General features: G+C 46.6%; 23 protein-coding genes and 3 tRNA genes. 1 reads left to right on the top strand and 25 read right to left on the bottom strand.

Annotation, left to right across the window (positions count from 1 at the left end; translation table 11 throughout):
• Nucleotides 1–131: 131 nt before the first annotated feature.
• The 14 genes from MKY63_RS09610 to MKY63_RS09675 all read right to left on the bottom strand — a co-directional run bounded on the left by MKY63_RS09610 (nt 132) and on the right by MKY63_RS09675 (nt 15787).
• On the bottom strand, nt 132–1136 hold the full coding sequence (locus MKY63_RS09610) for a LacI family DNA-binding transcriptional regulator (protein WP_076105201.1): 1005 nt from the start codon (nt 1134–1136) through the stop codon (nt 132–134).
• Between the two features lie 57 nt (nt 1137–1193).
• Nucleotides 1194–2621 carry a glucuronate isomerase gene (gene uxaC, locus MKY63_RS09615; protein ID WP_076192647.1) on the bottom strand — a complete coding sequence of 476 codons (1428 nt, stop codon included), beginning with the start codon at nt 2619–2621 and terminating at the stop codon, nt 1194–1196.
• A gap of 351 nt (nt 2622–2972) precedes the next feature.
• Nucleotides 2973–3926, bottom strand: a complete 954-nt coding sequence (gene trxB / locus MKY63_RS09620) for a thioredoxin-disulfide reductase (RefSeq protein ID WP_036687084.1) — start codon at nt 3924–3926, stop codon at nt 2973–2975.
• Between the two features lie 150 nt (nt 3927–4076).
• Entirely contained in the window at nt 4077–5816 is a 1740-nt protein-coding gene (locus tag MKY63_RS09625; protein WP_339245649.1) for a tetratricopeptide repeat protein, read from the bottom strand.
• A 232-nt stretch (nt 5817–6048) separates the two neighbouring features.
• Nucleotides 6049–6999, bottom strand: coding sequence for a ribose-phosphate pyrophosphokinase (locus tag MKY63_RS09630; RefSeq protein WP_036687083.1), 951 nt, complete (start codon nt 6997–6999; stop codon nt 6049–6051).
• Nucleotides 7000–7025: 26 nt separating this feature from the next.
• A complete protein-coding gene (gene hisJ, locus MKY63_RS09635; protein WP_076282606.1) occupies nt 7026–7853 on the bottom strand; it encodes a histidinol-phosphatase HisJ in 828 nt (275 codons plus the stop codon).
• Between the two features lie 14 nt (nt 7854–7867).
• Nucleotides 7868–8581 carry a bifunctional phosphoribosyl-AMP cyclohydrolase/phosphoribosyl-ATP diphosphatase HisIE gene (gene hisIE, locus MKY63_RS09640; protein ID WP_076126841.1) on the bottom strand — a complete coding sequence of 238 codons (714 nt, stop codon included), beginning with the start codon at nt 8579–8581 and terminating at the stop codon, nt 7868–7870.
• Nucleotides 8578–9336 carry an imidazole glycerol phosphate synthase subunit HisF gene (gene hisF, locus MKY63_RS09645; protein WP_339812639.1) on the bottom strand — a complete coding sequence of 253 codons (759 nt, stop codon included), beginning with the start codon at nt 9334–9336 and terminating at the stop codon, nt 8578–8580. Before hisF ends, hisIE begins: the two co-directional genes overlap by 4 nt.
• A gap of 1077 nt (nt 9337–10413) precedes the next feature.
• Nucleotides 10414–11151 (bottom strand): 1-(5-phosphoribosyl)-5-[(5-phosphoribosylamino)methylideneamino]imidazole-4-carboxamide isomerase, encoded by a 738-nt coding sequence (gene hisA / locus MKY63_RS09650; protein ID WP_076126839.1) that lies wholly within the window; start codon nt 11149–11151, stop codon nt 10414–10416.
• A gap of 147 nt (nt 11152–11298) precedes the next feature.
• Nucleotides 11299–11916: an imidazole glycerol phosphate synthase subunit HisH gene (hisH, locus tag MKY63_RS09655; protein ID WP_038568103.1), complete on the bottom strand. Its 618-nt coding sequence runs from the start codon at nt 11914–11916 to the stop codon at nt 11299–11301.
• Between the two features lies 1 nt (nt 11917).
• Nucleotides 11918–12526 carry an imidazoleglycerol-phosphate dehydratase HisB gene (gene hisB, locus MKY63_RS09660; protein ID WP_036687073.1) on the bottom strand — a complete coding sequence of 203 codons (609 nt, stop codon included), beginning with the start codon at nt 12524–12526 and terminating at the stop codon, nt 11918–11920.
• Nucleotides 12513–13823, bottom strand: coding sequence for a histidinol dehydrogenase (gene hisD / locus MKY63_RS09665; protein WP_076219569.1), 1311 nt, complete (start codon nt 13821–13823; stop codon nt 12513–12515). Before hisD ends, hisB begins: the two co-directional genes overlap by 14 nt.
• Before the next feature lie 38 nt (nt 13824–13861).
• A complete protein-coding gene (hisG, locus tag MKY63_RS09670) occupies nt 13862–14500 on the bottom strand; it encodes an ATP phosphoribosyltransferase (RefSeq protein WP_036687062.1) in 639 nt (212 codons plus the stop codon).
• Nucleotides 14501–14569: 69 nt separating this feature from the next.
• Nucleotides 14570–15787: an ATP phosphoribosyltransferase regulatory subunit gene (locus tag MKY63_RS09675; protein WP_339812643.1), complete on the bottom strand. Its 1218-nt coding sequence runs from the start codon at nt 15785–15787 to the stop codon at nt 14570–14572.
• A gap of 280 nt (nt 15788–16067) precedes the next feature.
• Between MKY63_RS09675 and gntK the strand changes: the two genes are divergently transcribed.
• The gene (gntK, locus tag MKY63_RS09680; protein ID WP_339813486.1) at nt 16068–17597 is read left to right on the top strand and encodes a gluconokinase; all 1530 of its coding nucleotides are present in this window, start codon (nt 16068–16070) and stop codon (nt 17595–17597) included.
• A 70-nt stretch (nt 17598–17667) separates the two neighbouring features.
• Here the strand turns inward: gntK and MKY63_RS09685 are convergent, their stop codons facing one another.
• From MKY63_RS09685 to MKY63_RS09735, 11 genes are all read right to left on the bottom strand, one after another.
• Complete coding sequence (locus MKY63_RS09685; RefSeq protein WP_076126832.1) at nt 17668–18825, bottom strand: acyltransferase; 1158 nt, start codon at nt 18823–18825, stop codon at nt 17668–17670.
• A 111-nt stretch (nt 18826–18936) separates the two neighbouring features.
• Nucleotides 18937–20145, bottom strand: coding sequence for an acyltransferase (locus tag MKY63_RS09690; protein WP_339812646.1), 1209 nt, complete (start codon nt 20143–20145; stop codon nt 18937–18939).
• Between the two features lie 293 nt (nt 20146–20438).
• Nucleotides 20439–20948 (bottom strand): acyltransferase, encoded by a 510-nt coding sequence (locus MKY63_RS09695; RefSeq protein WP_172628771.1) that lies wholly within the window; start codon nt 20946–20948, stop codon nt 20439–20441.
• Complete coding sequence (ppaX, locus tag MKY63_RS09700) at nt 20945–21601, bottom strand: pyrophosphatase PpaX (RefSeq protein WP_076135252.1); 657 nt, start codon at nt 21599–21601, stop codon at nt 20945–20947. The genes MKY63_RS09695 and ppaX overlap by 4 nt, the downstream gene beginning before the upstream one ends.
• Before the next feature lie 5 nt (nt 21602–21606).
• Nucleotides 21607–22638 (bottom strand): prolipoprotein diacylglyceryl transferase, encoded by a 1032-nt coding sequence (gene lgt, locus MKY63_RS09705; RefSeq protein WP_076126827.1) that lies wholly within the window; start codon nt 22636–22638, stop codon nt 21607–21609.
• A 12-nt stretch (nt 22639–22650) separates the two neighbouring features.
• Nucleotides 22651–23589, bottom strand: a complete 939-nt coding sequence (gene hprK, locus MKY63_RS09710; RefSeq protein WP_036687047.1) for an HPr(Ser) kinase/phosphatase — start codon at nt 23587–23589, stop codon at nt 22651–22653.
• A 210-nt stretch (nt 23590–23799) separates the two neighbouring features.
• Nucleotides 23800–24921 carry a sn-glycerol-3-phosphate ABC transporter ATP-binding protein UgpC gene (ugpC, locus tag MKY63_RS09715; RefSeq protein WP_076126826.1) on the bottom strand — a complete coding sequence of 374 codons (1122 nt, stop codon included), beginning with the start codon at nt 24919–24921 and terminating at the stop codon, nt 23800–23802.
• Between the two features lie 111 nt (nt 24922–25032).
• Nucleotides 25033–26127 (bottom strand): helix-turn-helix domain-containing protein, encoded by a 1095-nt coding sequence (locus MKY63_RS09720; protein WP_038568087.1) that lies wholly within the window; start codon nt 26125–26127, stop codon nt 25033–25035.
• Nucleotides 26128–26276: 149 nt separating this feature from the next.
• Nucleotides 26277–26349, bottom strand: a tRNA-Lys gene (locus tag MKY63_RS09725).
• A 5-nt stretch (nt 26350–26354) separates the two neighbouring features.
• Nucleotides 26355–26440 (bottom strand) — tRNA-Tyr (locus MKY63_RS09730).
• Between the two features lie 8 nt (nt 26441–26448).
• A tRNA-Phe gene (locus tag MKY63_RS09735) sits at nt 26449–26521 on the bottom strand.
• Nucleotides 26522–26533: the final 12 nt, after the last annotated feature.

A 26533-nucleotide genomic window follows, 5' to 3' on the forward strand; every position in this document is an offset into this window, starting at 1 on the left:
CACGATAAACTTGTTAAATAAACTATATAAAATCATATTTATATTACTAATCAATTAAATATATGCACACGTGAAAATTTTAGATAGCAACCTTTTACGAAGGTAAAGGATCAGGCTGCTATGCGCAGCCTCTACTTCTGCAACTTCCTGACTGATTCTCTGGCAATAAGCTCTGTCTCGATCGAGATCCGCCCGTCTTTTTCTGAGGGTTCCTTGACCAAGCTTAACAGCTGGCGAGCGCCTTGCTCACTAATCTTCTCAATAGGACGTTTGACCGTGGTGAGTGAAGGATTGGCAAAAAGTGAAAACCCAATGTCGTCAAAACCAACAACAGAGATATCATTTGGCACCTGCAGCCCTCGCTCAAACACGCCTTTCATAGCCCCGATCGCCATATCATCATTGGAGCAAAATACAGCAGTCGGTGGCTTCTCGAGATCCAGCAGCTTGCCCATCGCCTCATATCCACTTTGCATATCATAACTACCGCTTATCATGTAGTCATTACGAACAGGGATATTATGGTCAATCAAAGCTTTTATAAAGCCATCTCTGCGTTCCTGTGTGGATTTAAAGCCCTCGACACCTTCAATAATTGCAATGTCTTGATGCCCGTTTTCGATCAGGTATTTGCCTGCATTATAAGCACCTTCCCGGTCGTTCGAGATGATGTTGATAATGGAACGGTCATCAATTTCCCGGTTCAGCACAACGATTGGAATGCCTTGCTGGACAACATGGTAAATGAATTTATTATCTGCTTCACTCTGGCTCATTAGAATAATTCCATCAAAACGTTTGCGATGAATAGAGGAGTAATCCGCATAATCGTCGATCCCACGGATGAACAGATTGTACTCTACATCTATGACCCTATTTACACCACGAATCGTATCAGAGAAGAAACCAGAAGTTGTGCCGTTGGCAATACTCGTGAAGAACAGACCAATGGTATAGGATCGCTGCATCACAAGGCTTTTGGCATTGTAATTAGGGACGTAACCCACTTGCGCAGCGATCTCGGCAATTTTTTTACGTGTGACCTCTTTAATTAGTGGACTATTGTTAAGTGCTCTCGATACAGTTGTATGCGATACATTCGCCAACTTGGCGATATCCTTGATTGTAGGTGCCATGGGTCAACCTTCCTTATTAAACGGGTTTGGCTCTTCCATGTAAGGATATCATAACGATTACCTAGTCACCAATGCCTGTTTCGAGAAATTAAAATAATGATCAGCGTTATTGTAACAGATGTTCTCAATCATACTGCCCAGTAACTCCATATCATCCGGGGCTTCTCCAGCTTCTACCCAAGAGCCTACTAGATCACACAAGATTCTTCTAAAGTACTCATGTCTGGTATACGATAAAAAGCTTCTGGAGTCTGTTAACATCCCAACAAATTGGCTAAGTACGCCTAGATTAGCAAGTGTCTTCATCTGTTCCAGCATGCCGTCTTTATTATCGTTGTACCACCATGCGGTTCCGAATTGAATCTTCCCTGGAATACCGCCGCCCTGGAAGCTACCCATTAGACTGGCAATAACATGATTATCATTAGGGTTCAATGAGTACAAAATGGTCTTAGGCAACGCATTCTCACGATCCAGCGCATCGAGCAGACCCGCCAAAGGCTTAGCAATCACGCCGTCATTGATAGAATCATAACCCGTGTCAGGTCCGAGACGTCCGAACATTACGCTGTTGTTATTCCGTAGCGCATGAATATGGAATTGCATCGCCCAATCCAGCTCGTTATACAATTTGCCGAGGAATACTAGCGTGAATCCTTTATATTTCTTTTCTTCACTCTCACTTACAGTGCCTTCATAAAGTGCTTTAGCGAATATAGCTGTAGCTTCCTCCAAGGTAGTAGGCTCAAACATTACCGCATCCAAAGCATGGTCAGATACACGGCCGGCTCTGGCGTGGAAGAATCTCACTCTGCTCTCCAATGCTGCAAGAAACTGTCCGTAATTCTTAACAGCCATTCCCGAAACTTCGCTTAGCTGAGCTACCCAAGGCTGGAAGGTAGGACGGTTGATTTCAAGCGCTTTGTCTGGTCTGAATCCCGGCACAACGCTAGCATTGAACCCACTCAGATTACTGATTTTCTCATGATATTCCAGATTATCTACAGGATCATCGGTAGTACAAACCGTAGTCACCTTCGATTTAATGATCAAATCTCTTGCTCCGTATCCTTCACCCTGTAACTGTCTATTCACTTCATCCCAAATTTTTGGTGCGTTAGCTTCATTCAGCAACTCATATACACCGAAGAAACGTTGCAGCTCCAGATGCGTCCAATGGTATAGCGGATTCCCGATAATCATCGGAACCGTTCTAGCCCAGGCTAAAAATTTATCATAATCACTGGCATCGCCAGTAATGAATTTCTCTTCTATACCGTTAGCGCGCATCACTCTCCATTTATAATGGTCGCCATACAGCCAAGCTTCGGTGATATTGTTGAACGTTTTGTTCTCATAAATTTCTTTTGGGCTGAGGTGGCAATGATAATCGATAATGGGCATGTCTTTCGCATGATGATGAAACAGCTTAATTGCGGTCTCGCTCGACAATAGGAAGTTCTCATCCATGAATTTTTTACTCATGAGGTTTGCTGCTCTCCTTTAAGTTCGAATGGGAGTTACACAAAGTTTAACGTGAACATTTATTCAATCGGTCGATTTCTTAATAAATATTTTAAACTTAAAATTATTGCTTATAATAGGGTTTGTGTAAATTGTTCACGTTAACATTATATCTTCATTGTAAACGTATTTTTAAAATGCGCAAGTCTTTTTATAAAGACATTGTTACAGTTATTTTAACTTCCGAGCGGTAATAAATAAACAACATATTTAATATCTGGACACGGCCCTGCCAATATTGAAAAAAGCAGGCAACCCTTTAGAAAAAGGATTACCTGCTTATATGTCATCGGACTAAGATTTCTCGCAAAATTAACTATCCAGTGTTTCGCTCCAGTCATGCACCATCGTACCCTCTAGGTACTTCTCAGCATCCATTGCTGCCATACAGCCGGATCCCGCTGCAGAAATTGCCTGACGATAACGGGTATCCTGCACGTCGCCACAAGCGAATACGCCCGGGATGTTCGTTTCTGTCGTTCCAGGGTTGACCACAATGTAGCCGTTGGTATCGGTCGTAATTTGCCCCCCTAAAAATCCGGTGTTCGGCGTGTGCCCGATCGCGACAAACACTCCGTCCGCTTCGATGAGTTCATCAATTCCCGTCTCATTGTTGCGAACCGTCAGCCCCTTAACGCCAGACTCGTCGGTTGTAACCTCAAGCGGTGTACGGTTAAGAGCCCACGATACCTTACTGTTATCCCGTGCGCGAGCCTGCATAATCTTCGAAGCTCTAAGCTCATCACGACGGTGAACCAATGTTACATTAGAAGCGAATCGGGTTAAAAAGCTGGCTTCCTCCATCGCTGAATCTCCACCACCGACGACAATAATCTTTTTGCCACGGAAAAAGAATCCGTCACAAGTAGCACAAGTGCTGACCCCACGGCCCACATTCTCCTGCTCCCCGGGGATTCCTAAATATCTGGCAGATGCACCGGTTGAGATGATCACTGACTCCGCCTCTAATACTCCCAATCCATCTACAGTCACTTTAAATGGACGCTGTGAAAAATCAACTGAATCCACCCAACCATTCTTAAATTCAGCCCCAAAACGTTCAGCCTGCTTGCGCATGTTGTCCATTAAATCCGGGCCTAGAATTCCTTCAGGAAAGCCTGGGAAGTTCTCGACTTCTGTTGTCGTTGTCAGTTGTCCACCCGGTTGCATACCTTCAATCACAAGTGGGTTTAGGTTGGCACGTGCCAAATAAATTGCAGCAGTAAGCCCGGCTGGGCCTGTTCCGATTACAATCGTTTTGTACATAACAGTGGCCTCCTCACAATAGGGTTTATTTAGAAGAAACGGGCCCTTTTTTGGCAAGCATAGCCGCCTTCGGTGCCCCTATAAGGAACATTAGCGTTACGCAAGACATATAAAAAGGGCTCCGTTTCTACGAAATACTACATGATCGATTTAGATATTCTCGGTAAATGGCGGAAGGCTGTCGCTCACACTTCCCTCGAAACTACATTCCTCATCTATGCGCCGAGCATAACGACTGACCATAGAAACGGAAACATTGTAACGCTGGGCTACTTCACGGTAGGTGACCGGCAGGTTATGCGTTTTAGCGATTAGATATTCTAAGGCAGCACACCAGCCATTCGCATGACGGATAAACGGAACATCCGGATAAAGGCTGCTCAGAAATTGCTTCCACAGTAATTCAGCATCTTTTTTGTGGATTGCATCATATCTTCGATCCATCATACTAAGGGTCTGGTCGATAACTTTCTGCCAATCCTCTCTCCATTCCGGCAGTCCCTTCAGACGCGGGGAAGAGGTTTCTTTGACTTCCTGAAGCACATTCTCTTCAGGAACACTTCCAATCAGCCGCTGCAGACTAAGAAGTGCCGCTTCTTGCAGCTTTTCTTCCTGCAAGGGCTGCTGCTTTAGAAGTCCTTGCAGAATTTCGGACATCTCTTCATCTTCGATCCACCGAAGAGCTTCTGTAACCTGAAGCTTCGTATTGGCATCCCCGTAGCGGAGCGCCCAGAAGAAGGAAGAGCGAAGCAGCGGATTGTTCCGTACCTCTTCGGTGAAGCTGCCCTTGTTGTCCTTCCACAGCTTCAGCTGCTCCTGAAAAGGAAGCTGATAGTTGTAGCTGACCAGCGACAGCGTTTTACCTTCCCCCTGCGCCTGCTGCAGCTGAGCAAGAAAAAATCTCGGCACAGCCGATTCCGGATCGAGCTTAACCGCCTTCTGCCAGCAGCGCTGGGCTTCTGTATACAGGCCACTATTGCTGGCAGCTGCCGCACAGTAATGATAGAGACTGGCGTCGCCACCGACCTCTTCATCCTTCAACAGACGTCTAAAATGGCCATAGGCGGTTCTATGGCGTCCCAGAATCCCCATGGTGGTGGCCATTTTGAACAGATGCTCCTGATGAAACGGAATGGTGGTCTCCAGAAGGCGTAACAATCCATCCAGTTGCCCGCGGTCACCTTCATACTGAAGGAAGATCGCTAAGTTACAGAGTGCATGCAAATTCCCGGAATCCAGCTCCAGCACCCGCATAATACATTCCTTAGCTTTGGTAAAACGACCCATGTAAAAATACGCTAGGGCTAGGTTGTTATGTGCCGCCAGGAAGTCAGGCGTATTGCTCACAATCTCTTCAAGCAAAGTGACGGCTTGTGTAAACTTGCCCTCCTCCAACAGTGCTCGGGCTCGCTCATGCTCTATTACACCTTCCCGGCTTCTAATCCGGATAAGTGGAGCAGGACGGTCCAGCTCATATTGCAGCAGCTCCATCAATTCTTCCGATTCGGCCAGAAATTCACCGTTCACATCTTCTTCGAGATAAGTGACGAGTGAGCGTTCTGCCTCCTCATAGCTTTCCATATTGGCGAAGTTGTTAGCCATATAGAAATAACATTCCGTCATTGCCGGATCAATATTCTCCAGTACATGGGTTAAAATGTCGTTGGACGCTTCATAATTGCCCATTTCTGATAATACGCCAGCCACGTTGCAATGATTGACCGGATTCTCCGGCTCGTACTCTACAGCTTTGCGAAAATTCTTTAATGCCTTATCATATTGAAAGCGATCCAAGGACCGAACGGCTCTTTCAAAGAAAAAATTGGCATTCAGAGTTACAGGAATCACATTATCATTCCCCAGTTCATACTCTGAAGTTCTCTCAATCATGGAAGCAAGGCACCTCCCTTATAAGAAGCTTCCTTATACTAACGAAAAATAGGAGGGCGGCGCCCTATGGGGTATGCCGGAGCTCCATCCTTAATCGCTATTCCGTTCCCTTATTGGGCGCGGGTATCTCCACACAGTATACCACATGTGACAGCGAGAATCTCAAGTTGAGAAAGACTCTACCACTCTGCTTACAACATCTTTTTTGACAAAAAATAAAAAAGACGGGGAATTAAATTCCCGCGTCTCTAAATAGCTTATCGATTGAACCACCCTCAAGGATGATGTGCGTAGCCTGGGCAAGCATCGGTGCAACAGATAATACCGTAAACCGACTTGAATGGTCATCAGGCAGTGCAATAGAATCTGTCGTAACCACTTCCTGAATAGAAGGATGGTCAAGCCGCTGTAGCGCGGGCCCTGAGAATAATCCGTGTGTCGCGCAGACAATACTGTCCTTCGCACCTCTCTCCTTCAGGCCTTCTACCACATTCACAATGGTCGTCCCAGTATCGATCAGATCCTCAATAATGATAGGTGTCCGTCCCTCGACATCACCAATGACATGAGTGATTACCGATTCATTATGGGCTGGGCGCTTCTTGATCATAATGGCAAAAGGTGAATCCAGCTTATTCGCCAGCTTCTCAGCCATAGACGCACGCCCTGCATCCGGGGAAACAATGACCAGATCAGACATTGCCTTGGCTTTCAAATGGCTGCTGATCAAATCGAGTGCAGTCAGATGATCGACCGGAATGTTGAAAAAGCCTTGAATCGCCGCTGCGTGCAAATCGATGGTGATTACGCGGGTTGCTCCAGCGGTCGTCAGCACATCAGCCACCATCTTAGCCGAGATCGGCTCACGAGGTGCGGACTTCCGCTCCTGCCGAGCGTACCCATAATACGGCACAATAATGTTCACTGTACGAGCTGAAGCCCGTTTGGCAGCATCTATCATCACCAGCAGCTCCACGAACATCTCATTAATGGGATGCGAAAGGGATTGCACCAAAAATACGTCGCAGTTCCGGATGCTTTCTTCGTAATGCACGTAAATCTCGCCGCTCATGAAGCGGGTCAGCTTTATCTGCCCCAATTCAACACCAAGTCGCTCCGCAATATCAGCCGCTAACTTTGGATTCGACGAACCGGAAAAAATACGTAATTGTTGATGATGCATAATACCCTCCTGCGGATTATAAATTATTATAGTTTGAACTGAACAGTGGTACGGCGGCGTCCCTCAAATACAGCCAGCTCACGAAAACCAGTGTGCCAAAGCATACTACGCGCCTCTTGTAGCCCGTCCCCCAGCTTGGCAGGATCATGTGCATCGGAGCCTAATGTCAGCGGTATGCCGAGCTTTAGGGCCTCCTGTAGCAGATGCTCGGCCGGGAACATCTCAGCGCAAGGCTTCGTAAGTCCGGATGCATTCAGCTCCATGGCGATTCCGCTATCCGCTATAACCTTTAAGGTCTCTAGCTCCAGCGCCCTTACCTCAGCCGTGCCCTCCGGTGTTTGTGGGCCATAACCGAACCGTTTAATAACATCCATATGTCCTATAATATCATATAATCCCGATAACGCCGACTTCTTTACCGCATCGTAATAAAGACGATATACCTCTAGCGCATCTTTGCCTTCCCAACCATGAACCTGGCGGTGATCCGTAATATCCCACTCCCCAAGAAAATGTACAGAACCTATAAGATAATCCCATGGATACGGCGACAAAATCTCGCGAATTTGCTCTTCATAGCCTTCGATATAATCGGCTTCCAGCCCCACCCGCAGATCTATGACTCCACGGTAACGCTCCTTTAAGGTTAGACATTCCTCCACATAACGAGGCAGCTCAGCCATTGGCATAGCCATTTCTGGATAATAGCTGGCGGGATCTACGTGGATGAGCGGCAAGTGGTCGGATAATCCCAGCTGCTGAAGTCCAAGCTCTATCCCGCGCTGTACATACTCCTCAAGCTTACCCACGGCATGGCCACAGCGTTCATGATGCGTGTGGTAATCAATATGCATCACTCAGTCCTCCCTTAGTACTGATCCCGGCGTGGGCGTTCGTGACGGGTACTCAACTCTTCCATAATCTCATCCAGTGGAAGCTTGCGCTCTTGCAGCAATACCAACAGATGATAGATCAGATCACTAACCTCAAGACGCAGCTCGGCGTTATCTTTATTTTTGGCGGCAATTATGGTCTCGGAAGCTTCCTCGCCTACCTTTTTGAGGATCTTATCCACGCCTTTATCAAACAGATAAGTGGTATACGCGCCTTCCGGGCGTTCCACTTCCCGCTCAGCAATCACACGCTCCAGCTCACCAAGAACAGCAAAACGCTCACCATCTGTCAAACTAGACACTGGTTTCGAAGCATCTGTTATTGGGTTATTCAAAGGAATCTCACGGAAAAAGCATGACGTAGCTCCAGTATGGCAAGCTGGTCCTTCAGGCACAACCTTCACGAGTAGTGTGTCGCTATCACAATCATAGGATATGGAGGTAATAGCTTGTGTGTTGCCTGAGGTTCCGCCTTTATGCCAAAGTTCGCTGCGCGAGCGGCTCCAAAACCAAGTCTGGCCACTCTCCAGTGAGAGCTGTAACGATTCGGAGTTCATATAAGCAACCATCAGTACCTCTAAACTGCTAGCATCCTGAACAACGGCAGGCACCAGACCCGCTTCATTCCAGCGAATGCCTGCCAGAGCTTCTTTTTGGCTTAATGTGGTATTGTTTTGTGTTTCGCTCATCGGATTTCTACCCCTTTTTGCTTCAAATCTGCCTTTAAATCATTAATTGCAATCTCTTTATAGTGAAAAATGGTCGCCGCAAGTCCCGCATCGGCTTTCCCTTCCGTAAATACATCGTAAAAATGCTCCTTCTTCCCAGTGCCGCCAGAAGCAATCACAGGAATACTGAGCAAATCGCATACTGCCGAGGTTAGCTTCAGGTCGAAGCCGTCTTTTGTGCCATCTGCATCCATGCTAGTGAGCAAAATCTCGCCTGCGCCCAGCTTCTCAGCTTCTTTAGCCCAAGCCAGAGCACGGATGCCGGTGGGCTTACGCCCGCCATGAGTGTACACTTCCCATTCACCAAAAGCCTCATTATATTTAGCATCTATCGCTACTACAATACACTGGGAGCCAAATCGGCGAGCACCCTCCAGAATGAGCTGAGGATTAGTGATGGCTGCCGTATTAATGCCGATTTTGTCTGCGCCTGCACGAAGAATCCTTTTCATATCATCAGTTGTAGAGATCCCTCCACCCACTGTAAAAGGAATGGCAATCTCACCAGCGGTCTGCCGCACAACCTCGATCATCGTTGCTCTACCTTCTACGGAAGCCGATATATCGAGAAACACAAGCTCGTCTGCGCCCTCACGGTCATACAGCGCCGCTAGCTCTACCGGATCTCCAGCATCACGCAGATTCACAAAGTTAACGCCTTTGACTACCCGTCCATCCTTAACGTCAAGACAGGGGATGATACGTTTTGCTAACATTATGAAATCCCCCTTTCTTTAAAAAGCCTTTCAAGCACCTAAAGTGTGTCCGTCCCCCTAAAGCCCTCTTAGCCCAGGGGGAGCCCAAGGGCCTTTGCCCTTTGGAAACCTCGATTGAAGGCATGGCGGATCATAGCCCATCCGGCTGAACCATAGCCCACACGGCTGAACATGTGCTATGATCGCTAACCCCTTCGTAGCCGCTTCCTTGACCCATAACACCTTCATGTTCCGCGGTTTTGGCCCTTATATGGTCGGAAGGGCTCGCGCCACCTGCAAGCCCACGAGTATTTAGTTGCACAACGTGCAGTTATTTTATCAGCCTTTTTGCAAGCTACTCTTTTAACTGCATTTCGTACAACTAAATCTGGGGATGAGCTTATAAATCAACTCATCTCTGAGTTATAGCTGCACGAAATACAACTAAATTAGCTAATCAGCTCTAAATGTGAAAAATAGCTGTATAAAGTACACTTAAATCATCATCCGAGGAAAAATACCCTTCCCGCCGCCTCATTACGCCTATTGTAGCAGATTGTGCAGCGGGTTTTAGCTAGCGGGTAACCTCCATTTTCACAGGTATTAAAATTTCACCGGATCCCTCGTTGAAACAGCGCTCAAGTCGTTACGCCATTCGTAATGAGATGAGATTTTTGCAAAGTGAAAACACATTAGCTAGTTGGGTTTGTTGCTTTTTTGGCCAGCTGGTTTGTTTTAGCTCTTTTGTTGGTTTGTTGCTTTGTTATTAAGCCCTTTTGCTGGTTTGCTGGTTTGTTCGTTTAACTTTTGCTAGTTTGCTTCTCTGTGCGTTCATTTAATTATTATTAGTTACTCATTTACTGTTACGTCTATTTCTTTAACCCACTGCTCATTTACTAGTTCATCTATTGTCTTTTTGTTCATTCGCTCGTTTATTAATTAGTTTGGTGATTTAGTGATTTGTGTTCACTACGTTACTGTTAAGTCTATTTCTTTAACCCACTGTTGGTTCTGTCTGTTTCATTAATCCACTATTCCTTGGCTAGCTCATGTCGTCTTTTTGTTCATCCGCTCATCAATTAGCGCGCTCGCCCAACGCTATTTCTGCCCAAGCGCTCGCAAAGCTCCAGAAAGATCAATATTGCCCGTATATAACGCCTTGCCAACAATAGCTCCGCCTACACCGCTGCCGCTGTGCACGTTCAGACGCAACAGATCATCAAGACTGGTGACTCCGCCGGACGCGATCACAGTTTTACCGCTGGCCTGCGCCATGGACAGGATACCGTCCACGTTCGGTCCCTGCATCATCCCGTCGCGGGAGATGTCGGTGTAAATGAATGTCTCGGCTCCTTTTGCCGCCAATTCCTTGGCAAGAGCTTCAGCACGTACTTCAGAGGTGTTCAGCCAGCCGTGTGTCGCAACATAACCGTTGCGCGCATCAATGCCGATCGCGACTTTATCGCCGTATTTTGCCAATACCTCTTCGGTAAAAGCATGATCATTAATCGCAGCAGTACCGATAATAACGCGGCTAACGCCAAGTCCGAGCAATTTCTCTACGTCCGCAAGATTGCGAAGACCGCCACCCACCTGCACAGGAACGTTAGCATTAGCAGCAATAGCACCGATAATCGCATCGTTCACAGGATGACCCGCTTTCGCACCATCTAAGTCCACCAAATGAATGAACTTTCCACCTTGCTCTTCCCATGATTTTGCCACCTTTAGTGGACTATCATTGTATATCGTTTCCTGATTGTAATCCCCCTGCTGCAGCCTGACGCATTTTCCATCCCGGATATCAATCGCCGGATATACAATAAAAGAAGACATTTGGCGCTCCCCACTTTCGTTACATTATATTTATAGCGTGGCTTACGCCCGCTCTCTCTTAATCTTCAAGTATAAACGCCTTCGTCGTCCTTATAAGGACGGTAAGCGTTTAAGCGAGAAATATAAGGATAAAGTGTATTGTGAAACTTATACTTTCTTATATTTCAAAAAATTACCCAACAGCTTGATTCCCAGCTCTCCGCTTTTTTCCGGATGGAACTGCATACCGAACACATTATCTTGCCCGACAATAGCCGTGACTGGGTAACCATAATCCGTGACAGCCAGCAGATCACTCTCTTTTGCTACAAGCGCGTGATAAGAGTGGACAAAATACACATGCCCCTCCTCAAGGCCAACAAAAAGCGGATTCTCCGGCTGTCTAAAGCTGAGCTTGTTCCACCCCATATGCGGCACCTTATAGCCATCTCTAGGAGCGAACCGCACCACTGAACCCGAGAGAATATCTAGCCCCTCATGGCTGCCATGCTCTTCACCGGTGCTAAACAACAGCTGCATGCCAAGACAGATCCCAAGCAGAGGCTGCTCTCCAGCGGCTACCTGTTTGACGACAAGATCCAAACCATTCTCCCGCAAATGCCCCATCGCATCGCCAAATGCACCGACACCTGGCAGAATGACACTATCAGCAGCGAGAATTTGCTCGGCATCACCCGTCACTACACACTCATAACCGAGACGTTCTACCGCCTTACTCACACTGTGCAGGTTGCCCATGCCATAATCGACGATTGCAACAGTCATCCTACAGCACTCCCTTCGTAGAAGGCACACCCTTCACACGGGGATCAATCAAAGTTGCTTCATCCAGCGCCCGTCCAAGCGCTTTGAATACAGCCTCAATCATGTGGTGTGTGTTAGAACCGTAGTGTACGATAACATGTAACGTAATCCGTGCTTCGAGCGCGAACTTCCACAGGAACTCCTGAACAAGCTCCGTCGAAAAGCTGCCCACCTGCTGTGAAGGATAGGTTGCACGATATTCAAAGTGCGGGCGATTGCTGATATCGATCACAACCTGCGCCAACGCCTCATCCATCGGTACAAAAACACTCGCATAACGTTTGATTCCTTTTTTATCACCCAGTGCTTCGTGCAGTGCCTGCCCTAGGCAGATCCCAATGTCTTCAACCGTGTGGTGGTCATCAATCTCGATGTCTCCACGCGCCTGTACAGACAGGTCAAATTGTCCGTGCTTCGTGAACAGATCCAACATATGATTCAGAAAAGGAACATCCGTCTCCAGCTCTGAAACTCCACTTCCATCTACGTTAAGAGACAACTTTATATCCGTCTCATTTGTTTTACGGCTTAATCCAGCTTGGCGCAGGGCTTGTTCATTATTGTTCTCCATATCCGTCTCCACCTTTTCCTTCGTTCTTGATTCGAATCTCAATGGCTCGTGCGTGGCCTTCTAAGCCTTCGCGACGTGCCAGCTCTATAATGGTCTTCCCATCACGCAAGAGTGCTTCCTTACTGTAATAGATCAGACTTGATTTTTTAATAAAATCATCCACATCCACTGGTGACGAGAAACGTGCGGTCCCATTGGTTGGGATAATATGATTTGGCCCGGCAAAATAATCACCCACGGGCTCGGAGCTATACGCTCCCAGGAAGATGGCTCCAGCATTCTCAATGCTGCCTACGAGGCCCATAGGATCTTCGACAACAATCTCCAGATGCTCTGGTGCCAGTCTATTCACTACGGAGATCCCTTCCTCCATAGATTCCACAACAATGATCGCGCCGTAATTCTCTACCGAAGAACGGGCGATCGCCTGACGCGGCAGCTCTTGCAGCTGACGCTCCACTTCGGCCGCCACGTTATCCGCCAGGCTCTGCGATGGCGTGACCAGAATCGCCGAGGCCATCTCGTCATGCTCGGCCTGCGAAAGCAGATCCGCTGCGACATAAGCCGGCTCAGCGGTCTCATCTGCCAGCACGACAATTTCGCTTGGACCCGCGATACTGTCGATATCCACGGCGCCATATACCTCGCGTTTAGCCAGCGCAACGTATATGTTGCCGGGCCCACATATTTTATCTACCGGCGCTATGCTCTCCGTACCAAAAGCCAAAGCAGCTACCGCCTGTGCTCCGCCCACACGGTAGATTTCATTCACACCTGCTTCTGCGGCAGCAACCAGGATATAAGGGTCAATCCCTTCCTTGCCGCCGGTGGATGGCGGAGTCACCATGACGATCTCCGGCACACCCGCGATCTGTGCTGGGATCACGTTCATCAGCACCGAGGAGGGATAAGCTGCTTTGCCACCAGGTACATATACCCCTACCCGCTTCAGCGGACGAATAATCTGCCCCAGAATCGTGCCATCCGGCTGCAAATCCATCCATGAATTCCGTTTCTGTCTGGCATGGAACGCCCGGATATTGGCTGCAGCTGCTTGAATAGCAGATACGAAAGATTGCTCTACTCGGCCATACGCTGCCTGAAGCTCTTCCGGCGTTACCCGCAGTTGATTCGGCGTAAGTGCAACCCGGTCAAATTGCTCCGTATAGCGAAGAAGCGCTGTGTCTCCTTCTTTTTTAATGGCGGCCACAATTTCCTTTACCGCCTGATTTTGCTCTGGCGTACCATACTCCACTTCCCGCTCTAGCTTAAAGTCCTTGCTCGACACAACCTTCATCGCTGGTTCCTCCCTTTACCCCTAACATCTGTTGCCGCCTACCGCAAATTAGGCTGCCCTATAACTGCCTGTAGTCGGTCACACAGTTGCTGTATCTCTTCATTTTTCATCCGATAGCTCACACGATTTGCCACCAGGCGGCTTGTAATTTCGAATATACTCTTCATTTCGATTAATCCGTTGTCCCGCAGCGTTTGCCCGGTCTCTACCATATCCACAATACGATCGGCCAGACCAATCAGTGGTGCAAGCTCGATGGATCCATTTAGCTTCACTACCTCGACCTGTTGCCCCTGCTCCCTAAAATACCTTGAAGCTACATTCGGATATTTCGTCGCTACACGCTGCTGAATTCCCGGCTGCCAGTTCGGCAATCCGATGATCGACATCCGGCAGCGGGCAATGCCAAGATCAAGTAGCTCGTATACATCACGATCTTCCTCCAGCAAAACATCCTTGCCCACGATCCCAATATCCGCCACGCCATATTCTACATATGTAGGTACATCTACTGGTTTCGCCAATATAAACTCCATCCCTGCCTCAGGCAGCGGAATAACAAGCTTGCGTGATGCCTCACCGTCCGGTGGAATCGGAAGACCTGCCTGGCGGAACAGCTCAGCAGCCTTTTCGTAAATCCGGCCTTTTGGCATAGCCACCTTCAATATCTGTGCCATTGTTAAGTTGCCTCCTTTTCCATCTCCATGCAAAATTTATGTTAATCGCTTTTTGTACTAGCGATATCCTCAGCCATGCTCACTTACAAAAGATACGAATGTATAGATCTCACCGTACCGTACACCCTCTGCTTCAACCGTTTCCGTATCCAAACGCTTCACCGTTTCAAGCTCTTCTGGACCTGCAGCAAGTCTAGTAACGACTGCATGACCCTCTGACCGCAGGCGTGTTGCCTCTTCCAAGCCTTCTTTTCTGCGAATCGCATCATATTGGATCAAAATAGGCAGCTCTTGCTCTTCGACCACTCCAGTTACACCATCCAGGATGCGATTCGTTTTTAAGGAAAATCCTGTGGATGGGATCGGACGCCCAAACTGTTGCAGCAGATTGTCATATCTACCACCACTGCATACCGGAAATCCTAACTCCGCTGCATAACCTTCAAAAGTCATGCCTGTATAATAGGAAAAGTCCCCGATCATCGTCAGATCAATCAGTACATGCTGTGATACGCCGTAAGAGACCAGCACCTCCCACACCTTGCACAAATGATCAATCGAATGACGCGCGAGCGGATGATTGCTCAGCTCTAGCGCCTGTCCACAAATCTCCTTGCCTCCGCGCAGACGCAGCAGCCCATCCAGTTCGTTCTTCTGCGCTTCTGTAAGATCCAGCCGCTGTAAAGTCTCCCGGAAAGAAACATAGTCACGGCCCAGCAAATGACTTTTCAGCTCCTCTTGAGCCTCAGGCAGTTCAGGAAGTGCCTCTTGAAATAACCCATTCAGAAAGCCTACATGCCCCATAGCGATCTTAAAAGACTTCACACCCGCGGCTTGCAGCGAAGAAATAGCAAGCGCAACTACCTCCGCATCGGCTTCAGGTGAATCATCACCTACCAGCTCTACACCTGTCTGGAAGAACTCCGCTTCCCGCCCCGCTTCTTCCTCAATGGCACGGAATACATTCGCGTGATATGACAGACGCAATGGCAGTGGCTCATCCTTCAATAGAGAGGCAACAACACGGGCAACCGGGGCAGTCATTTCTGATCGAAGCACCAAAGCCTGACCACGATTGTTAAGTAATTTATAGAGCTTCTGGTCCGACGTAGAGCTTGCCACGCCAACTGTATCGTAATATTCCAACGTTGGAGTCATCATTTGCTGATATCCCCAGCGACTCATGCAATGCAGTACATCGTTCTCAATTTTGCGCAATTTCGTTACGGCCCGGGGCAGATAGTCCCGAACGCCAGACGGCTTCTCAAATCCCTTTGGTTTGGACATCTTCATTGTTCACCTCGTCAGTTATCATTAGATACTGTTTATGTTTACTTTACTATGGTAAAGTGGTAGCAAATTAAAGTATTTTCAATATCGTATCATGCTCACTGCTTTTTCGTCAATCAAACCCTTAGTCGAGCGTTTGGCATTTTCTTTATTTTTGCCTCCCCGCTTATCGAATACTATAATGAGCTAATACGATTGTACTTCATAATTTTGTAATTGGTGTTCTAAAAATATACTTTCACCTAGAAAGAAGGGCTAACGCTTGACTAAATCCTATATGATTGGCGTTGATATTGGTACTACAAGTACAAAGGCAGTTCTCTTCGAGGAGAATGGAGCCATAGTTGCACAAGCGAATATGGGTTATCCCTTGCATCAACCCTCCCCTTCTATAGCGGAGCAGGACCCAGAGCAAATCCTACGTGCAGTCTTTCATACCCTCTCTAATGTCATGCGGAAAAGCGCCGTAACTCCAGATAAGATCCTATTCGTCTCCTTCAGTTCAGCCATGCACAGTGTCATTGCAATTGATCAGCTGGGTAAACCACTTACTGCCTGCATCACTTGGGCTGACAACCGTAGTGCCGGATCTGCACTTCGCCTGAAGAACGAGTTCAACGGACATGAGTTGTATTTGCGCACAGGAACGCCTATTCATCCTATGTCACCGATTACCAAGCTAATGTGGCTTCGGGAAGAGCAGCCTCAGTTGTTTCAACAAACCTATAAATTCATTTCTATAAAAGAATACATATTCGCTCGGCTGTTCGGCGAATACATCATCGATCATTCCATTGCCTCTTCTACAGGCATGCTCAACCTTGAACTTTTGGAGTGGGATAAAGAGGCCTTGGAGATAGCCCATATTTCACCAGATCAACTCTCACGGCTTGTTCCCACCACAGAGATCATGCAAGGCCTGCTTCCCGGTCTAGCAGAGGAGCTACTACTGCTCCCGACGACACCTTTTGTCGTAGGAGCCAGTGATGGCGTCTTGTCCAACCTTGGCGTAGGCGCGATTAAACCCGGTGTAGTGGCCGCAACGATTGGAACAAGCGGAGCGATTCGCACCGTAGTGGACCACCCGCTTACCGACCCTAAAGGACGGACCTTCTGTTATAACTTAACCCCAAAACATTGGGTGATCGGAGGGCCCGTTAATAACGGTGGTATGCTGTTCCGCTGGGTACGGGATGAGTTCGCTGCTTCTGAAGTCGAAACCGCCAAACGTCTTGGCATTGACCCTTACGAGGTTCTAACGCGCATCGCGGAACAAGTTCCGGCAGGTAGCGGTGGTCTTCTATTCCATCCTTACTTAACTGGTGAACGGGCACCGCTGTGGAATCCTGATGCTCGTGGCTCCTTCTTCGGCCTTTCTATGAATCACCATAAGGAGCATATGATTCGCTCGGTACTAGAAGGCGTAATCTTCAATATGTATATGGTTCTGCTGGCTATGGAAGAGCAAATCGGGCGTCCTAGCAAAATTCTGGCTACAGGCGGCTTCGCCCGTTCCTCAGTCTGGCGGCAGATGATGTCTGATATTTTTGATCAAGAGGTCATCATTCCGGAGAGTATTGAAAGCTCCTGCCTCGGAGCAGTAGTGCTTGGTCTTTACGCAACGGGCCGCGTGGACTCCTTAGATGTTGTATTCGACATGATCGGTTCAACTTACCAGCATGATCCGATTGATGAACATACCAAAGTGTACAAGCAGCTGCTGCCGATTTATATTTCCGTCTACCGTAGTCTGGAATGCCAGTATCAAGCTATTGCGGAGTTTCAGCGGGAACAAGCTGGAGAATAGACAAAAAATAAAAGCGCCGGTCAACCCGCATATACGGGAGACCGGCGCTTTTATATTACCTAGCAGTAGACTATGCGCTTATGGAGCCTGTTTTTGCTTTCTTTTGTGCGCCTGATCCGAAAATAATCCAAGACGCAGGCACATACCGGAAGACGAGAGCCACTGCCAGCCATGAAACCAGCAGCGCAACAAGCCATCCTCCTACAATCGCTGCGATGTACGCAAGAGAACCCCCGTGAAACGGTAATTTTCTATAGAAATACAGCAGCATAGGGTGCAATAAATAAATCCCGAAGGAGCATGCTCCTACGGATACCAAAAGTCTTGTCAGCAAGCTACGACCCGCTCCATAGAGCAAGAAGGAGATTTGCAACAGCACCACACAAGAGAGCAGCGCATGTAGATTAGAGAAACCCTCATACCATAAGCTGTTGATGACAGTTTTTTTCGTGTAATTATTAAACCATAGCTCAACATGAACAACCCCTGCTACAATCCATAACAACCACAACGTAATCCAAACCGGACCTTTACCGGCGCGCCAGCCTTCACGTGAAGGCACTAACCATTTTTTCAAAGAAGAGTAATACACTGCAATCCCAGCACCCAGCAGGAAATACGAGAAATAAGTGATCGCCAGACTCCCCTTGGATAACTGCCAATACCCGTGATTGGTCATGTATTTATTCAGCAGCACAAAACCCCACTGTAGTAATAACCCGATCAGTGGCGCCCAAGCCGCCAGATGACGAACCTTTTGCAAACACCACAAAATGAGCGGAAATAACACGTAAAACTGAATAATGATAATAATATAATACAGATGCGTATATGCCGTTCCTGTCCATAAATACTTCCATAACTTAGAAGCCATCTCCCCCGGAGGTAGGCCCCAAGTATTCCCGGCATTCATTTTTAACGCAAAATACAGCAGTGAAAATACTACATAAGGCACAATAATATAAAGCAGCCTTCTAGTGTAGAACTTTCCTAGCGTTTTGCCACCCAGCGGACGGTCAATATAGTTATAGAAGAGCACGAACCCACTCAAAAATATGAATGAAGGTACGGCGAACTGGCTGAATTTATTAATAAATAAGAACGGATGAAACATGTTTGTACCTAGTGTCTCCGCCAACGTTCGTGAAGTAGCATGAATAGCCAGCACTGCAAAAATAGCAATCGCCCGAAAAATATCCAGCTGCGGAATTCTTTCTTTTTGTCTCATAATCTTTCCTCCTGTTAAGCTCCGCATCGAAATGATGCCTTTTTAATCAAATATTATGAAGGCTACTTCCCCACGTTTAAGCGTGTGCGTGTATCAGACCTTCTTCTAACGCTATTTCTCCTGCTGCACGAACCCCTTTGCCCGTTCCTCAGAGATATAACCTGACTTTTCCTGCGGACTGGATTCCAAAGAGCGAGGCACGCTTCCAAAAATAATCCATGAACCCGGAACTCGCCGGAAAGCAAACTGCACAATAAGCCAGCTCCCTCCCAGTGCGACCACAAGCCCTCCGTAGATGAACAAGACATATGTTAGCGACTCTAGGGGAATCTGATATCGGAACCTGCGATATACCGCCAGCAATAGCGGATGAATCAAATATATCGCAAATGAGAGTTCACCCAAACGTGTTAAAAAAGCAACAATCCCGCGAGAGGCCTTACGATAGATCAGGAATGTAGCATACAACAGAACCAATGCTGATAACATCGTATGGACATTCCATAATAGCTCGTACCACAGCGAATCCGTCCACACCCCAAAATGGCGGGCCACATACCATAGCTGCACATGGATAAAGGCTGCAATTAACCACCCGCTCACTAACAGGGCAGTCCATCCTTTTTGCTTGGCAGTTAGCTCCCTCCAGGGCTTCATCAGCCACGTCTTCACCTTCTCAAAGTGAATTGCGATATAAGCACCCATCATATAATAAGCCAGATAAGAGATCGCCAAGCTCCCTTTTTCAACAATGTGCAGTTCGTATTTATTCCAGAGAATAAACCCCCACTGAAGTGCCAATCCGAGCGGGACCGCCCATTTTATTAAAAAGCGGGAACTCTGGAGTAGCTTAAGCAGTACTGGAAAAAGCAAATAAAACTGAATGCTGATAAATACAAAATACAAATGCGCATATGCGGAACCTGAGAATAACGCTCTAATAAAGCTGTACAGATTGCCACCGAGGTTCTGGGTCAATCGTCCGTTCACATATAAGGTTAGTGCGTAATAGCCCATAGAGGCTAGCAGATAAGGTAATAAAATATACTTTAATCGACGACGGTAGAAATTAATAATCAAGCTGCGGGTCACAGGACGCCCATAATAATTATAAAACAATACGAAGCTGCTCAGAAAAATAAATGAGGGCGTACCGAATTTAAAGAAAATGTTGATCCAGTTCAGCCAGTAATAATAAGGGGAATGCAGTGCCTGCTCTCCAGCGGCAAAAGATGAGGAATGCACATGCAATACGCCTAAGATCGCTAATGCTCTGAAAATATCCAGCTGGGGCAGCCTTTCCTGTCTCGCAGTGTTCATATTATATTCCTCTTCTCTACTATGATGGTTGTTCATAGAGACGCTAAGCGGAATGTGGAAACTGAAAATACCAGGAAGCCTGCACCTGCTGATTTTACATTCTGATATTTGAAGCAGAATGCCTAGCGTGGGATTCGCCTTATCACTAACGCTAATTATATCGAATGTATCTGTTCTAAAAACTTAAGAAGAACTTAAAGTTTCCTTAATAATCTTCTCTAAGACGCAAGAAACCCTGCAGAACCTGCGCTAAAAAAACGCAATATGTAACTGCAGGGTTAAAAAAGCATCGTTTACACTTGTTCCGAATGTTCTTCCGTTGAAGAGGGGCGCAGCTCTCGCAGTGGATTGCCTCCGACAAAAGAGCCAGCCGCCACATTTTTGTGCACCACGGAGCCAGCAGCTATAACTGCCCAATCTCCAATGGTTACACCGGGAAGAATCGTTGTATTCGCGCCGATCAATACATTTTCACCGATCACCACTTCGCCCAGGCGATATTCCTTGATCAGATACTCATGCGCCAGAATCGTCGTGTTATAACCAATAATAGAATTCTCACCTACCGTTATTTTTTCAGGAAAAAACACATCCACCATTGCCATAAGACCAAAAGCCGTGTGTTTACCAACCTTCATCCCCAGCATCCGTCGATAGATCCAATTCTTTAACGGTAGAATCGGACAATAGCGGGCAATCTGAATAAAAATAAAGTTGCGGACCCCCTTCCAAGGGCTGACCGTACGGTAAATATACCAAAGTGAGTTATGGCCTTCTACTGGATAACGGGTTACGTTTCTCACGATTCATTCGTTCCTCGCTCCATAATTTCTATAATATCCTTCATGTTATGGATGATAAAGTCCGGATCATACTTGCGGAGCGTATCCTCGCCCTTCAAAGACCAAGATACTCCAGCAGCGTATACACCGGCAGCTTTGGCTGATTGAATATCAACTGCACTGTCACCTATCATTAAGGTTTTACGAGGATCAACGCCAAGGTTTTTGACCGCTGTCAGAACGGGCTCCGGATGTGGCTTTGGTTCAGTAACATCGTTCACAGTCACAATCGTATCCATGTACTTAAGCAAATCGAACCTTTCCAGGGTCTTGATCGTTGTTGGACGGATCTTAGTAGTTACAATCCCAAGTTTGATCCCACGACGCGAGAGCTCCTCAATGGTCTCCTTTACAAGTGGGAAAGAACGCACTAACTCATCATGATGCTCATTATTATAAGAACGATAGGACTTTTCTAACGTACCATTTACATCCTCTAGTCCAGAGAATACTCTCATCTGTTGCTGAAGGGTTGTTCCCATATGCGGAATTATCTCTTCTCTGGTCAGTGGAGCCAGACCATTGTCCTTCAGCGCGTACATAAATGAACTAATGATTAGCTCATTCGTATCGACAATCGTTCCATCCAGATCAAAAAGAACGCATTCTATCATAAGTTTTACTGCTCCTTCTTATCTCCATCCGCTGGCTGTCCTTGCTCAGGTTGTGTTCCTTGACGAGTTTTCTGCGGTGTATTTACTGCGCTTTCTGGCACTACAGTATCTGCTTGGATCGGTTTAGTACATACGATAGGGTCAGAATAATGTGCTTTAGGCTCTCCGGTTACTCTGCGAATAACGATCAGCAATATAGCTGCCACAATAATAAGTAGAGAAAGCAGCTGAGAAATACGAATATTACCATAGGCAGGATCCAGATATCCTTGTTCAAAACCTAACCATTCCATCGGACTCCATAAGCCGTTTATAAACGAAGCCAGTCCTGCACTTCCGTTAAAAGCTAAACTGTCAGTACGCACAGCCTCGATGAAGAACCGACCGATGGAATACCATATAAAGTAAGACATGAAGATTTCTCCAGCACGTACAAACTTCTGACGACGGAGAACCATCAATAACGCAATCCCTAGTAAGCTCCAAAGAGATTCATACAGGAAGGTCGGATGATGAAAAGCATCTCCTATGTACATTTGATTAACGATGAAGTCAGGTAAATGCAGTTTATCCCGTAAAAAAGATTCCTCAACTACGCTGCCGTATGCCTCTTGGTTGACAAAGTTTCCCCAGCGGCCAATCATTTGACCCGCCAGTAGTCCAGGTGCACAAATATCAACAATACGCCAGAAAGGGTAACCCTTATAACGGAAATAAATAATTCCGCAAATAATCGCTCCTATTAATGCGCCGTAAATGGCGATGCCGCCATTCCAGATCTTAAAGACGTCTATCAGATTATGCTTATAATCGTCCCATTTAAAAGCTACAAAATAAATCCGTGCCCCTATAATTGCCGAGGGTACACCCAGTAGCAGCATATCCATAAAGAATTCTTGCGGGATTCCGAACCGTTTGCCCTCGCGGATCGCAAGAAATAATCCCGCGAGTGCACCGACCCCTAGTATTAACCCGTACCAGTGTACAGGTAGTGATCCAATTGAGAATACAATAGGATCTATTGCTAATGGGAACATTGTCTCACACTCCTAATCGAGATCGTCCATATCCTCAGATATGGTCGCAGTTAACTTATTCGTAAACTGCAGGGCTGCATTAAAGCCCATTTGCTTCAGGCGATAGTTCATCGCAGCAACCTCAATAATAACGGCAAGGTTACGTCCTGGACGTACAGGAATGGTTACAAGTGGAACATCGGTATCAATAATCCGCGTTGTTTCCTCATCAAGTCCAAGCCGGTCATACTGCTTGTCTTGCTGCCAAGCCTCTAATCTAACGACAAGTGTAATCCGTTTATGATTACGGATAGCACCCGCACCAAAAAGTGTCATTACGTTAATGATACCTACTCCGCGAATTTCCAACAAGTGACGGATCAACTCAGGGGCTGTACCATGCAGCTGGTTATCTGAAGTCTGGCGGATTTCCACGGCATCATCAGCGATCAGTCTATGTCCACGTTTTACAAGTTCAAGGGCTGTCTCACTCTTACCAATACCACTACTACCAGTAATCAGCATACCTACACCATATACATCACAGAGTACACCATGAATCGTTGCTGTAGGGGCTAATCTCCCTTCTAAGAAGCTCGTCAAACGGCTGGAGAAAATAGTCGTAGCCATCGAGCTACGAAGCACAGGAAGTCCCTTTTCATTACTTATATCAATTAACTCCTGTGGCACATCCAAACTACGGGTAATTACGATACAAGGGGTATTGTCATTACAGATTCCACGAAGCCTACTTTTACGTTCAGCTTCAGGCAGCATGGAGAAGAATGCGAGTTCTGTCTTACCTAATAGTTGAACACGTTCTTCCGGATAATATTCGAAATAACCAGCAATCTCTAGTCCAGGGCGATTCAGGTCATCGACCGTAATAGGTCGCTTTAGACCTTCCTGGCCGGAAATAACCTCTAATTGAAAATGTTGTACCAATTCAGATACTTTTACTTTCTTAGCCATGTAAATTCGTCCTTTCGTCACCTGCGGTATATGTCCGCTTACTGCGTCCGGTTGACAGCGATCTCATTACAATTCCGGAGGTAATTCTCCTGCTATCTTAATTGATAACGCTTGTGAATGCAATCTTAACGCCTATCCATTACGACCCTAATTAAACAATAAAGCCACCCTTTCGGGTGGCTTTATCAAGAGAGAAAAGATCCTGCGATCTTATCCCAACAGAATGTTAACTTCGGATTCTTTATCGAAGAAGTGAACTTTGTTCATATCGATAGCCAGTTTTGGCTTGCTGCCTTCGCGAGTAGTGGAACGTCCATCTACACGAGCGATTACAGTAGATTTACCAAGGCCGCTCAAGTAAAGGAGCATTTCGTGACCAAGGTTTTCAGTTACATCAACCAATGAAGTAAAGATTGTGTTCGGGGAAGCTTCCAAGAATACTGGCTCTTCATGGATATCTTCTGGACGAACGCCCATAATTACTTCTTTGCCAATGTAGCCTTTGCTGCGGATGATTTGAGCTTTTCCGCCTGGTACTTCAACATCAAGGTTCTCAGCGCGGAAACGGATAGAACCGTTTGCTTCGGACAAAGTACCATTGATAAAGTTCATTGTAGGGGATCCGATAAATCCAGCTACGAACAGGTTAGTTGGTTCATTGTACAACTCTTCAGGGGAAGCAGCTTGTTGAATGATACCATCATACATAACTACGATACGGTCACCCATTGTCATAGCTTCTGTTTGGTCATGCGTTACGTAGATACAAGTGGTTTCAAGGCGTTTAACCAGTTTAGTGATTTCAGCGCGCATTTGACCACGAAGTTTAGCATCCAAGTTGGAAAGAGGCTCATCCATCAAGAAGACTTGTGGATCACGTACGATAGCGCGTCCCAAAGCGACACGTTGGCGTTGACCACCGGAAAGTGCTTTTGGTTTACGATCTAGCAAATGCTCGATATCGAGAATTCTAGCAGCTTCACGTACTTTCTTGTCGATTTCATCTTTCTTCACTTTACGAAGTTTCAAACCGAAAGCCATGTTTTGGTATACGCTCATATGCGGATACAGGGCGTAGGATTGGAATACCATCGCGATATCGCGGTCTTTAGGTGCAACGTCGTTGACTACACGATCGCCAATGTACATTTTACCTTCGGAGATTTCTTCCAGACCAGCGATCATACGCAAAGTTGTGGATTTACCGCAACCGGATGGTCCAACCAATACTAGAAATTCCTTATCTTTAATATCAAGATTGATATCCATTACTGTTGCTTTATCTGAACCCGGGTATTTTTTGAAAATATGCTCTAAACGTACGCCTGCCATTGTATTTCCCCCTCGAGTTAATTATTGATTAATTGAAAAATTCTTTTTTCCTTGTACATTTATATTACCCTAGACGGGACACGGTGGCTATTTGTAACGTTCACAAAAAACCTATTTCCTTTTCGTCACTTTATACAAAAGCATAGTAAGCTTCACAATAGCAGCGTCCCCAAAGCTACGCACATCCGCGCCAGTCTCCTGTTTGATCTTGTCCAGACGGTATAAAAGCGTGTTGCGATGAATATATAGCTTCTTGGCTGTTTCACTTACATTACAATCCATCTCAAAAAACGTCTCCAGGGTCATCAGCATCTCTTTATCCGATAATACGGAAGAATAGTCGCCAATCTGTCCAAGTAACTGTTTACGCCGTGCATCAGGAATGCTGTTAACCAAACGTTCCAAATGCAGCTCCCAAGGTAAATGAATATATTCACCCACTTGGAAAATACGTCCGAGTACAATGGTCTCCCTCAGCAAGGCCACGGATCCCGTCAATCCCTTAACAGGGACTATAGCCGGAGCTACCGCCAAATGGAATACACCTACCCATTCGCTGGCTATCAGTTCGTGTAAGCCCATACTGGTCTGAGCCAGAATTTCATCTACACTCTCTTCTTCCTCATCCTTATCATCTCCGCCCGTGAGTAGTTCCTTCCGGGCCAATATTAACCATTCTTTTTCTTGAAGAGGTATAAGCAGAATTTCATTCTCAAAATAGCTGCGCAGCAGCTTCATTAAGGAACGATAAGTGATCTGCGGGCTATGTGCATTCTCACTGCTAAGTAGGAATGGAACCATATCTCCGAATAAACGTCCCTTTAGAGCCATCTCATCGGGTATCTCAGAGTCATTTTTCTCTTGCTCCAGTTCGGTGTTCAACCAGGTTCCCAGCTGCCGAGCCTCCGCTTCCCCTTCTTCTCTAACCCCAGTAGCTTTTAGTGCAATTGCAAAGTTTCGAACTGCATAATTCACTAATTGTATTTCCAAAGAGTTAAGTCCATCCAATTCCACCCAGACAGCGGTTACACGTCCATCAGTCTCATATAATGGTGCCCAAAGATGACCCTCATGGATTACCGGCTGTTCCTGTGCTTCTAATCCCATACTAAAAAGAGAAGCTGAATGTTGCCTACCTAACTGCTTGATTCCGGTTTTCTTTCCGGTGAGCTGCTCTAACTTTTTTCGCAATGTTTCGCTATCCATAGTCACCATACTCCACCACTTTTGCTCTTTTCGCCTATTTTAGCATATTCTCTAATATTATGTTAATCACTACAGCAGCGCGCTACTATAATACGACATAAAAACACAAAAAAAGCCACCACCCTAAGGTGATGACTTTCTGTTTGGGATGAGCCATGAAGGACTCGAACCTTCGACACCCTGATTAAAAGTCAGGTGCTCTACCAACTGAGCTAATGGCTCATAAATGGTGGGGGATGATGGATTCGAACCACCGAACACGTACGTGAGCAGATTTACAGTCTGATGCGTTTGGCCACTTCGCTAATCCCCCAAAAAAGGTGGCTCGGGACGGAATCGAACCGCCGACACGAGGATTTTCAGTCCTCTGCTCTACCGACTGAGCTACCGAGCCATAAGATTACAT

The organism is Paenibacillus sp. FSL R7-0189 (assembly GCF_037969925.1).
Lineage (GTDB): Bacteria > Bacillota > Bacilli > Paenibacillales > Paenibacillaceae > Paenibacillus_AQ > Paenibacillus_AQ odorifer.